The 10,566-nt window shown below is 55.2% G+C and carries 11 protein-coding genes; 6 read left to right on the plus strand and 5 right to left on the minus strand.

The annotated features are described in order from the left end of the window. The first annotated feature begins 498 nt into the window (after window positions 1–498). Together QN359_RS18620 and QN359_RS18625 are read left to right on the plus strand one after the other, a co-directional pair. Window positions 499–777, plus strand: coding sequence for a BrnT family toxin (locus QN359_RS18620; RefSeq protein WP_322250171.1), 279 nt, complete (start codon window positions 499–501; stop codon window positions 775–777). Beyond that, the gene (locus tag QN359_RS18625; protein ID WP_322250172.1) at window positions 737–1,099 is read left to right on the plus strand and encodes a BrnA antitoxin family protein; all 363 of its coding nucleotides are present in this window, start codon (window positions 737–739) and stop codon (window positions 1,097–1,099) included. Before QN359_RS18620 ends, QN359_RS18625 begins: the two co-directional genes overlap by 41 nt. A gap of 104 nt (window positions 1,100–1,203) precedes the next feature. Here the strand turns inward: QN359_RS18625 and QN359_RS18630 are convergent, their stop codons facing one another. Continuing rightward, on the minus strand, window positions 1,204–2,091 hold the full coding sequence (locus QN359_RS18630; RefSeq protein WP_322250173.1) for a helix-turn-helix domain-containing protein: 888 nt from the start codon (window positions 2,089–2,091) through the stop codon (window positions 1,204–1,206). Between the two features lie 132 nt (window positions 2,092–2,223). Here QN359_RS18630 and QN359_RS18635 point away from each other — a divergent pair, with 132 nt between their 5' ends. Further along, on the plus strand, window positions 2,224–3,408 hold the full coding sequence (locus QN359_RS18635; protein ID WP_322250174.1) for an alkane 1-monooxygenase: 1,185 nt from the start codon (window positions 2,224–2,226) through the stop codon (window positions 3,406–3,408). A gap of 20 nt (window positions 3,409–3,428) precedes the next feature. Here QN359_RS18635 and gudD read toward each other — a convergent pair whose 3' ends face one another. Together gudD and QN359_RS18645 are read right to left on the minus strand one after the other, a co-directional pair. Next, a complete protein-coding gene (gene gudD / locus QN359_RS18640; RefSeq protein ID WP_322250175.1) occupies window positions 3,429–4,763 on the minus strand; it encodes a glucarate dehydratase in 1,335 nt (444 codons plus the stop codon). Between the two features lie 67 nt (window positions 4,764–4,830). Then, a complete protein-coding gene (locus QN359_RS18645; RefSeq protein ID WP_322250176.1) occupies window positions 4,831–6,162 on the minus strand; it encodes an MFS transporter in 1,332 nt (443 codons plus the stop codon). Between the two features lie 207 nt (window positions 6,163–6,369). Between QN359_RS18645 and QN359_RS18650 the strand changes: the two genes are divergently transcribed. Then, complete coding sequence (locus QN359_RS18650) at window positions 6,370–7,257, plus strand: LysR substrate-binding domain-containing protein (protein ID WP_322250177.1); 888 nt, start codon at window positions 6,370–6,372, stop codon at window positions 7,255–7,257. 18 nt (window positions 7,258–7,275) lie between these two features. Next, complete coding sequence (locus QN359_RS18655) at window positions 7,276–8,115, plus strand: tRNA-uridine aminocarboxypropyltransferase (RefSeq protein WP_322250178.1); 840 nt, start codon at window positions 7,276–7,278, stop codon at window positions 8,113–8,115. On the opposite strand, the gene pncB is transcribed toward QN359_RS18655, so the two are convergent. Next, complete coding sequence (pncB, locus tag QN359_RS18660; protein ID WP_322250179.1) at window positions 8,041–9,228, minus strand: nicotinate phosphoribosyltransferase; 1,188 nt, start codon at window positions 9,226–9,228, stop codon at window positions 8,041–8,043. The genes QN359_RS18655 and pncB overlap by 75 nt on opposite strands. A gap of 307 nt (window positions 9,229–9,535) precedes the next feature. Here pncB and QN359_RS18665 point away from each other — a divergent pair, with 307 nt between their 5' ends. Continuing rightward, a complete protein-coding gene (locus QN359_RS18665) occupies window positions 9,536–10,144 on the plus strand; it encodes a hypothetical protein (protein WP_322250180.1) in 609 nt (202 codons plus the stop codon). A gap of 56 nt (window positions 10,145–10,200) precedes the next feature. Here QN359_RS18665 and QN359_RS18670 read toward each other — a convergent pair whose 3' ends face one another. Next, the gene (locus QN359_RS18670) at window positions 10,201–10,473 is read right to left on the minus strand and encodes a hypothetical protein (protein ID WP_322250181.1); all 273 of its coding nucleotides are present in this window, start codon (window positions 10,471–10,473) and stop codon (window positions 10,201–10,203) included. Window positions 10,474–10,566: the final 93 nt, after the last annotated feature.

The following is a 10,566-nucleotide window of genomic DNA, read 5'->3' on the forward strand; positions in this document are numbered from 1 at the left end:
AGGCAAGGAAGGCTTCGCCTTCCGAGCTATCCATCCCCGACCTGAAGAGACGGGGCTTTTCGCTCAATTCCGGTAAAAAGCATCATCAACCCGGACGAACAACAAGGCCAGTATTTTCTGCAGCGAAGGGGAGAACAGGGCGTCGGCTATCATGTGCCATATTTCAGCATGATCATACCAAAATATGGCACGGAAACGACGTGTAGAAGTTCTCAACGCTGTTTAACAAGCAAGAGAAGCTGGCATGGCGCGAGCCAGTCCAAAAAGCAAGGGAGCAGGCGCATAACATTGAGCGCAGCAACACACTTGCTATCAGCCGTTGACGAATTTTTCTTTAAGTAACTACAATTAGAAGCTACAATGAAAGCGTAACAACTCAATAGCCCGTCTGGTCCGACGGTGGAAAAGTCTGCTGAAAAGCTTTGCATCCCAGCGCGTCGCGTCTCCGTCACTCACCGGCCCCAAGTTCAGGCTTGCAAACTGTCCGTCAGATTTTTGATGAAACTTGAATGGAATGCCGATAAGGCGGCACGCAACCTGAATAAGCATGGTATTTCGTTCGAGGATGCCGAGCTGGTTTTTTACGATACCCGACGGATAGAAGTCTACGACGGGCGCGAGGACTATGGGGAAGACCGATGGGTCACGATTGGACTGGCTTACTCGGCAGTCCTGTATGTGGTCTATACCGTTCGACACGCGGAAACCATACGCCTTATCTCTGCGAGGAAAGCCAATGCCGATGAAAGAAAGAAATATCGTGAAACGCACTCTTGACCTGAAAAAGCTGCCGCGCTTAAGCCCCGAGAAAAAAGCCAGACTCGATGCCGTGGCGTCAATGCCTGATGCGCAGATCGACTACAGCGATGCAGCGTTTCTGCCTGATGCGGTTTGGATGAAAGCAGCCGCGGAGTTGCCGCACACGAAGCAGCAAATCACCTTGCGTATTGATGCGGAAGTGCTCGATTTTTTCAAGCACGGCGGTAAACGCTATCAGTCCCGCATCAATGCCGTGCTGCGCTCTTATGTAGAAGCCCATAAGACACATGCGCAAGCAATCGGGTCTCATTCACGTAAAACCAAGGAAGCGCAGAGTTAATCGCAGTGGAATGGGCCGTTGCCAATGAGGAGGCAACGCAGCAGTGCGCCTCAATGGCGGCGGGCAAACCGCTTGGATTAAATTTGCGTTTCCCTGGCAGTTCATCAAAACCCCTGCGAAAATTGCGATAACTTGGCTTTTTTCTTCATCCGCGCCGGCGTCACCCCGTAAGCCGCTTTAAAGCTCGCGGTCAGGTGGCTCTGATTCCCAAAGCCACAGTCTTGCGCGATCCTTTCGATGGCCAGGTCAGTCTGTGTCAGCAGCTCGGCGGCGCGTTGCAAGCGCAAGCGTAAAATATAGCGATGCGGCGTGCTGCCCATCGCTTGTAGGAACAAGCGACGGAAATGCGAAGTACTGATGCCGGCGCGCTGCGCTAATTCGGCCATCGACAAGCTGGCGGCCAAGTTTGCTTGCATCCACCCGAGTACCACTTCCAAACGTCCTAATTGCAGATTGGGCGGGCGGATGGCGGCACTGCGTAATCCTTCCAGCGCGCGACAAGCTTGTTCTACCATGAGGGCAGCCAGCCTTGCCAAATAGGCGGCATCGGTGCGCTCTTGGCTTAATTCATCGACAATCTGCCGCGCCAGCGCACTGACCAAGCCATCGTTGAAGGGGACCAAGCCCGGCATGCTGCTGAGCAGGGTTTGCAAGCGGATGGCGTCGCCACTGAGCGGTTCACAAAAGTAAAACACCGCGACATCAATCGCACCGTCGAAGCGCCACTCGGTCGCACAATTCGCCGCCATGGCAGCGGAGAAGCTGGGAATCGAATCGAACTGCGACGCCTCGGACAGTCCTTCGTGCGCTCGTGCACCACCTAAATGGGATAGCAAGACCATGGCCGGCAAAGCGGGAATCTGGCGTTGCGTGGCTTGAAAAAAATACCGTTCGGCCCGCAAGGACGACGCGCCAGCGCTACCGATGGCAAGCACACCCGATATCACCGGCACGACACCCAGAAGTTTGCTGACTTGTTCCCAGACTTGCATGTGAGATCCAAAAAATGAGCATTTATCGATAAAACCAGTGCCAGTTTATATCACTTTTGCGCCAATAAAAGGCTGACAATAAACACACTGGCGATGCGCACATACAGCCAGACCACCATCACGGAGACCAACATGACAAGTTTCAACCCGCACTACTGGGCCGACGCGCTCGAACGCAAGTGGATCAAGCATAAGCGCTACTGGTATCTGAGTTCACTGCTGTTGGCCCTGTTACCGCTGGGCTCGGCGGCTTTGGCCGTACACTTCCAGCAAGGGGCTTGGCTGTGGTCGGTGGTGCCGATCACGTATTTTGTCTTACCCCTGTTGGATCAGTGTTTTGGGCGTGACCACGCCAATCCATCGGAGGCAGAAGTCGCGGAATTGAAACAGGATCGCTATTTCGTACATGTCTTATACTGTGCCACGGCCTTGCACTGGGTGGCGCTGATCGGCATGGCCTACACGGTGACGCATTGGGCTTGGTCTTGGCCGGCCCTGTTGGGGGCGGCGCTGAGCGCGGGTTTGATCAATGGCGTCGGTATCGCCATCGGGCATGAGCTCGGTCATAAGCTGATGGATCGTCAACAAGTTCTGGCCGCCAAGCTGGTGTTAGCCTGTTGCGGCTACGGCCACTTCATGGTCGAGCATAACAAGGGCCACCACAAAGATGTGGCCACGCCGGCAGACCCGGCTTCGTCACGCATGGGGGAATCGATTTATCGTTTCGCGGCGCGCGAAATCCCCGGCACCTTGCGCCGCGGCTGGATATTGGAAGCCACACGCCTGCAACGCGGCGGCAAACGCAGTTGGTCATGGCACAATGAAATTTTGCAGCAATGGGGCTTTACGCTGGCCGTGTATGCCTTACTGACACTGTTCTGGGGTGTGTTGGTGCTGCCGTTTCTGCTGATCGCTGCGGCTTTCGGCTGGTGGCAGCTGACTTCGGCCAATTACATCGAGCACTACGGTTTATTGCGTGCGCAAGATGCCAACGGGCGCTATCAACGTTGCGAGCCGCAGCATTCTTGGAACAGTAATTTTAAAATTTCCAATCTCTTGCTCGTGCATTTACAAAGACACTCGGACCACCACGCCCATCCGAATTTGCCCTATCAAGTTTTGCGCGACTATGACTCTGTACCGCAATTACCGCAGGGATATTTCGGGATGTTCTTAGTCGCGCTGTTTCCCGCGCTCTGGTTCGCCATCATGGACCCGCGCGTGTTGGAGTGGGCCCAAGGCGATCTGAACCGTATCAATATCGATCCGGCGCGGCGCGCTGCGTTGTTCCGGCGTTATGGCAGCGCTGCCGTGTAATCCCTGAGTCGGGGTGCGCCTCAACGCTGCAAGCACGGCCGTTTCGGATCAAATTTCCAATCTTTGATCAGGTATTGCATCGCTGTCGCATCATCGCGGCTGCCCAAACCATGTTGTAAATACAGTTGGTGCGCGGCTTCGAGGGCATCGTAGTCTACTTCCACCCCTAAGCCCGGCGTTTGTGGCACCGCGATTTTTCCACCGACGATTTGCAAAGGCTGTTTGCTCAGGGCTTGGCCATCTTGCCAAATCCAGTGGGTGTCAATGGCGGTGATGTTACCGGGCGCGGCGGCGGCAACGTGAGTGAACATGGCCAAGGAAATATCGAAATGATTATTCGAATGCGAACCCCAAGTCAGGCCCCACTCGGCACACATTTGTGCCACCCGTACTGAGCCGCGCATGGTCCAAAAATGCGGATCGGCCAGCGGGATGTCGACCGAGCCCAATTGAATCGCATGGCCCATTTGACGCCAATCGGTGGCGATCATATTGGTGGCGGTTGGCAGGCCGGTGGCGCGGCGGAATTCAGCCATCACTTCGCGCCCTGAATAGCCGTTTTCGGCACCGCAGGGGTCTTCTGCATAGGCCAGAATATGGCCCTTATCTTTACACAGCCGTATCGCTTCGGCCAATGACCAGGCACCGTTAGGGTCGAGGGTGATACGCGCTTCGGGAAAACGTTCGGCCAATGCCGTGACGGCAGCGATTTCCGCATCACCGTCGAGCACGCCACCTTTCAGTTTAAAATCTTGAAAGCCATAGCGTGCATGGGCCGCTTCGGCCAAGCGCACAATTGCTTCCGGAGTCAGCGCGACTTCATTGCGCAAGCGCAGCCAGGCATCGTCGGCATCGCGCTCACGCCGATACGGTAAGTCTGTGCGGTCGGCGTCGCCGATGTAAAACAAGTAGCCGAGCATGGCGACGCTGTCGCGTTGCTGACCTTCGCCTAACAAGGCGGCAACCGGCACGCCGAGTAATTGTCCCATTAAATCCAACAAGGCCGATTCCAAGGCCGTGACGGCATGGATGGTGACGCGCAAGTCGAAGGTTTGCAATCCGCGCCCGGCACCATCGCGGTCGGCAAAAGCTTGGCGAACTTGATTGAGCACACTCTGCCATTGCCCCAGGCTTTGACCGATTAACAATGGCGCGGCATCTTCCAAGGTTTGGCGTATCGCTTCGCCGCCCGGTACTTCGCCAACACCGGTATGACCGGCACTGTCTTGCAATATCAAGATATTGCGCGTGAAGTAAGGCGCATGCGCACCGCTCAGATTAAGCAACATACTGTCTTGACCGGCGACGGGGACGACACGTAAGGAAGTAATGACGGGAGAGGCAGACTTGGTCATGGCAAACTCAATCAAAAATTTTAAAAAAACCGTGAAGGAAGAGCGGCTTACATCTGCGCCGCATTTTTTAGTTCAGCACGATGTGGGCGCGTTTTATTTCACCGACGACGAGCAAGTAACAAACGATCGCCGCCAGCGCATTGGCACCGACAAATACCAACGCCCAAGAGAAGGAACCGGTGGCTTGCACGATGAAGCCGATAACGATCGGTGTTGTGATGCCGGCAGTATTGCCAAAGGTGTTGAACAAGGCACCACTTAAGCCCCCGACTTCTTTCGGCGAGGTATCGGCAACCACCGCCCAACCCAAGGCACCGACGCCTTTGCCGAAAAATGCCAGTGCCATGACGGCGATGACCAGGGTGTGCGTATCGACGTAATTACACAAGATGATGCTGGTCGATAAGAGCATACCGCACACAATCGGGGTTTTTCGGGCGGCCGTGAGGGAATAGCCGCGTTTGATCATACGATCAGACAACCAGCCCCCCAAGATACCTCCGGCGAAACCCGCCACGGCCGGCAGGGCAGCGACGAAACCGGCTTTTAAAATGCTCATGCCGCGCGCTTGCACCAAATACACGGGAAACCAAGTCAGGAAAAAATACGTCAGCGTGGTAATGAAGTACTGCCCGAAATAAATACCCATCAACATGCGATTGCGCAGTAATTGCGGTAAATAGCGAATGCTCGATACCTGCGCCGGCACGCCGGCAGCCGCCGCTGCATCACCTTCGATGTGCGCTAATTCGGCGGCATTGATGCGCGGGTGGCGGCGCGGTTCGTAAATCACTTTGAGCCAGAGCAGGGCCAGCAGCAAACCGCTCGCGCCCATGACATAGTAAACATCGCGCCAGCCGTATGAGTGGGCGATCCAAGCCATCAACGGGGCAAACAAGACGGTGGAAAAATACTGGGCAGAATTGAATACCGCTGATGCCAAGCCGCGTTCGGCGCTGGGAAACCAAGCAGTGACCAAGCGGCTGTTACCGGGAAACGAGGGGGCTTCAGCAATCCCGACCGCGGCGCGCAAGACAAAGAAGGTGACGATGGCCGAACCACCGAGCACAAAACCGGGAATGCCCTGCAATAAGGTAAACAGCGACCACAACGCGATGCTGGCGGCATACACCAGGCGCGTGCCGAATTTATCGAGTAACCAACCACCGGGAATTTGTGCCGCCACATAGGCCCAGGCAAACGCGGAGAAGATGAAGCCCAGGGAAGACGCTTCGAGACCGAATTCTTTTTGCATGGCCGAACCGGTAATCGACAAGGTCGCGCGGTCGGCATAGTTGAAGGCGGTGACGAGGAAGAGCATGGCCAGAATCAGGTATCTGACGCGACTGGCCGGCGTAGCTGGTAGCGCAGGGCTGGCTGCGGCAGTAATTGTGTTCATACTTGTCTCGATATTGTTTTACGCTGTTGTGCGTAATTTTTTTATATTTGTGAACATCACACAGATCGGTTCCGGCCACACCCACACAGGCATGCGCAGTCGGTAATGCCGACCGGCCGTACGTATTCCGTTGCAAGGCAATTGTTGCATTCTCAGCGATTCAAGTACAGAATAACAAACAACTTAATTAATACAATTTTTGAATCGATGTTCGAACTCAGTCAATTACGCTGCTTTGTTTCTGCCGCCGAAGAATTACACTTCGGTCGCGCCGCTGTGCGTTTGAACATGACGCAACCGCCCTTAAGTCGGCAAATTCGTTTGCTTGAGCATCAGGTCGGCACCTTGCTATTAGAAAGAAACAGCCGTTCAGTGCGTTTGACGGCGGCCGGCCGCAGTTTTCTGCCCGATGCCCAGCGAATTTTACGCTTAGCCAATGAGGCCGTAGCGACGGCCAGACGCATCGCTAAAGGCGACTCCGGTACGCTGGCTATCGGTTTTACCGCTTCAGTTGGCTATGGTTTCTTGCCTGCCTTGGTCAAGCAATTGCGCGACATGGCGCCGACCGTGCATTTGACGCTCAAAGAAATGGTCAGCAGTGCCCAGCTCGAAGCGCTCGATGCCCGCCAAATCGATTTGGGTTTGTTACGCCCACCAGTTGATCAAGGCGAGCTGGAAACGCTGCCGTGTTCGGCCGAAACCTTGGTGCTGGCGATTCCGGAGCAGATGCAAGATGACTGGCCCTTACAACCGACCATCGCCGACTTCGACCGCAAACCCTTGCTGATGTACTCGCCCTATGAAGCGAAATATTTTCATCTGCTGTTGCAAGGCTTGTTTGAAAAATCGGCGGTACTGCCGGACGTGGTTGAATATGTGAGCCAGATCCACACCATGCTCGCTTTGGTACGTGCCGGCTTAGGCGTGGCAGCCATTCCAGCCGCTGCGGCAACGCTGCGTTTTGAAGGTGTAGTATTCCGTGAAATTCTTACCGTGCCGGCGCGTCCGGTGATACAGCTGTATGCTTTTCGTAACGACAATGACAACCCCATTCTGGCCAATTTTATCGCGCGGCTGCATAGCGCTACCGTCTGAGCAAGCATAACGATGCCTATGATCTCCACACCCACCAAGCTTCCGCCCCATGCCGTGTCACGCTTGCGCAGTGCGCGCCTGTTGCGCAGTACCCGACCATTTCTGGCGCGTGGTGGCCCGCATGGTGAGCGCTGCAGCGGCTGCCGCTTGATACTGAGCCATTGTCTGTGCGCGCTGCGGCCTATCGTCGCAACGCGCGCCGGCGTGTGCCTGCTGATGGCGGAACATGAAACACTCAAACCCAGCAATACCGGCTGGCTGATCGCCGACGTCGTACCCGATACCATGGCCTTCGGTTGGGCGCGCACCGAGGTCGACCCCGCCTTGCTGGCCGTATTGGCCGATCCGCAGTGGCAACCGTATGTGGTGTTTCCCGGTGAATTTGTCGCCCCGGAACGCGTGGTCAGCACTTTGCTGCCGCCGTCGCCTGAGGCGACGGCTAAGGCTGTGGCTAAGCGGCCCTTGTTCATTCTGCTCGATGCCACTTGGCCGGAGGCGCGGAAAATTTTTAAAAAAAGTCCTTACCTGCTGCCCTTCCCAGTGCTCAGCCTGACCCCGGAACAGTTGTCGCGCTATCGCCTGCGCCGCTCACGTTGTGATGAGCATTTGTGTACCTCAGAGGTGGCGGCACTGTGTTTGCATCTGGCCGGCGACAGCCATGCTGCGCACACGCTGGCGGCCTATCTGGAGGTATTTTGCGAGCACTATCTGCGCGCCAAACAACAGCAGCCAGTTAATTGGGACGATGCCTTGCACGCGCAGTTGCATGCCTTGGCGCGCGGCTCACAGCTTGTGACCAAAGACTTGGCGCAGATAAGCGAGGAAGGTTTGGTCGGTGCACAGTGTCTTGCCGGGTGAATCGGATAGTTTGGCGACCGGCTGGCCATTGCATACCGTCAGTTTCATGACGATATTGAGCGCTTCGAGGCCGGTGTCATTGCTCAGATTGGTGCCGATGCCGAATCCGGTCATGCTGCGGTCGGCAAAATGCCGATACAGTGCGAAGGCGCGCGGTAAATCGAGGCCGTCGGAAAATACCAGGCGCTTGGTATGGGCATCAATGCGTAATTGCGCATAATGGGCCAAAGCCTTTTCTCCCCAAATCACCGGATCACCCGAATCATGGCGCAGACCATCGAAGAGTTTCGCGAAATACAAATCGAAATCGGCTAAAAAAGCATCCATGCCAACCACATCGGTCAGCGCGGTGCCAAGATCACCGCGGTATTCGTGCACCCAGCCTTCGAGTGCGGCGGTTTGAAAGTCGCGCAAACGTACACCGAAGGATTGATACGATTGCAGGTATTCGTGCGCCATCGTACCGATGGGAACGAGTTGGTATTTTTTTGCCAGCCAAACGTTCGAGGTGCCCTTGAAGAATTGCGGCAAGTTTTTAGCCAGACTGGCCACCACTTCCTCCTGCCAGGCAGCGGAAAAACTGCGGCGCAGGCCGAAATCAAAAAATTCGAACGGGTGCAGGCGTGGCGGTTCTTGCGCGAAGACGCGTACTGCCGTGATTTTATCGGCCAGACGGCGGCGTGCCTCTACCAGCGTGGCAGCTGTCTGCAAACGACGGAAATACAATTCGTTAACTATACGCAAGACATAAATTTCAAAGCCCATCACATGGACCTGCGGCCCGGTCGCGACGATTTCGAGTTCGTCACCGTGGCTGCTGACGCGAATGAATTTTCTTTGAAAGTGGAACAGTGCCAAAAAGTCGGTGAAATCACTTTTAATATAGCGCAGCGAACGTAAATAATCGAGTTCAGCTTCAGTCAGTTGCAGTGTGCACAGATGATCGAGTTCGCGTTCTACCTCGGCCTGTAAATCGGCCAATGGATAGGCTGGCGTATTGCGGCAAACGAAGCGGTATTCGGTCTGGCTGTCAGGATGACTATGCAGCAAAGCCTGCCACATGGTGAATTTGTATAAGTCAGTTTCTAACAGGCTGGTGATGACTGGTTTCATGACAGCCGTTTCCTTGGTTATATGAGGACTTCTTGACACCGCGCTTCCCTAGCCCATTCGGTGGCAGCAGTACACAGTCGGGCCAACGCTATGTGTTTGACGTGCGGGTCGCCCCCTTGAAAGCCGCTTCAGGTGTGACGGCGCGATGCCGTCATCATATTGTGAATTTAATCAATTCAGACAGAATAATGCCATACGCATAAGGCTGTTGTCAGCACCAATACACTGAGCAGTTGTCAGTAGCGTGCTCGCTCAGCGTAAAATAGCTGACATTACCCGCCTGCATCTGATCGTTGCGCCCACCGCCATGCTTGTCAAGACCATACAAAGATACATTTTTTTCTGTCTCGCTGCGCTGGGCGGCACCATCCTGCCCGCTGCCGCCGCTGACAGCTATGCCGTCGCGCTGAGCCGTGCCGAACGTGCCAACTTGGAACAAAGTGTGTGCGGCAGTCAATTCGGTGTGGCAGCGGCCGAGATCACGGCGTACGCCTTGTTACCACACGCGGAAGTAGCGAATTTTGCTGACGTCAGTTGCCGCCCGCATACGCAATGGCAGGGTCAGCCGCTGTACTGGGTGGCGCAATGCGGGCGCGATCAAGGCCGCTGGAGTTGTGCGCCGCCCGAGCTGGAAATGCAGCTGCATTCCAGTACAGGCTTGCTGCGGGTACGCCCCGGTACCCTGACACCGTCGCGGGCCGCACAAGCGATCAGCCGTTTGAGCAGCTATGGCTATTTTGAAGGTAAGTCGATTAGTGCAGCGCTGGAATCGACTTGCAATATGGGAATGGGAAAAACTGCTGATCTGATCGAAATTTCCTGCCGACATTGGGCTATCCATATTTCTTACTGGTGTCCGCAAAGCAGTCGGACCAATGCCTGTCCACGCATTATTTATATGGAGAAATTACAATAAAAAATCGCCGGTATGTAACCGGCGATTTTTTTTATACATTGTGCAGCACGTAGAATTTATTTTGCTGCTGCGGCGGCGGCGGCATCCACTTTACTTGCCGCATCGGCTTTGACGCCCATATGGTGTTTGATCTTGCTTTTCTCACCCGGGGTGACGACTTTAGCAGTGCTGGCAGTGGCTGCCGCATTGCTGGCCGCGGTATGAGTGGCTGAGGCTGTGGCGGCAGCACTGACGGCAACGGCAGGTGGTGCAATTTTTACCGGCGTTTGAGCGAAGGCGCTGCCGATTGCGCAGGAAGTAACGAGGAAAGCGGCAATGATTGTTTTCATGATAGATCCTGTTCTGGTGAGTTAATCTGCTGCAGTACATTATGTGCTGCATGAGGAAATAACGCGGGCCGGGGCGATGGCGTTGACGGGTTT

Origin of the sequence: Undibacterium sp. 5I2 (genome assembly GCF_035019605.1) — a bacterium.
Taxonomy (GTDB): domain Bacteria; phylum Pseudomonadota; class Gammaproteobacteria; order Burkholderiales; family Burkholderiaceae_D; genus Undibacterium.

Excerpts from the sequence above, each read along its gene's own strand:
- QN359_RS18670 (WP_322250181.1), bottom strand. The coding sequence starts at position 10,473 with ATGAAAACAATCATTGCCGCTTTCCTCGTTACTTCCTGCGCAATCGGC.
- QN359_RS18665 (WP_322250180.1), top strand. The coding sequence starts at position 9,536 with ATGCTTGTCAAGACCATACAAAGATACATTTTTTTCTGTCTCGCTGCG.
- QN359_RS18630 (WP_322250173.1), bottom strand. The coding sequence starts at position 2,091 with ATGCAAGTCTGGGAACAAGTCAGCAAACTTCTGGGTGTCGTGCCGGTG.
- QN359_RS18620 (WP_322250171.1), top strand. The coding sequence starts at position 499 with ATGAAACTTGAATGGAATGCCGATAAGGCGGCACGCAACCTGAATAAG.
- gudD (WP_322250175.1), bottom strand. The coding sequence starts at position 4,763 with ATGACCAAGTCTGCCTCTCCCGTCATTACTTCCTTACGTGTCGTCCCC.
- QN359_RS18625 (WP_322250172.1), top strand. The coding sequence starts at position 737 with ATGCCGATGAAAGAAAGAAATATCGTGAAACGCACTCTTGACCTGAAA.
- QN359_RS18655 (WP_322250178.1), top strand. The coding sequence starts at position 7,276 with ATGATCTCCACACCCACCAAGCTTCCGCCCCATGCCGTGTCACGCTTG.
- QN359_RS18635 (WP_322250174.1), top strand. The coding sequence starts at position 2,224 with ATGACAAGTTTCAACCCGCACTACTGGGCCGACGCGCTCGAACGCAAG.
- QN359_RS18645 (WP_322250176.1), bottom strand. The coding sequence starts at position 6,162 with ATGAACACAATTACTGCCGCAGCCAGCCCTGCGCTACCAGCTACGCCG.
- QN359_RS18650 (WP_322250177.1), top strand. The coding sequence starts at position 6,370 with ATGTTCGAACTCAGTCAATTACGCTGCTTTGTTTCTGCCGCCGAAGAA.
- pncB (WP_322250179.1), bottom strand. The coding sequence starts at position 9,228 with ATGAAACCAGTCATCACCAGCCTGTTAGAAACTGACTTATACAAATTC.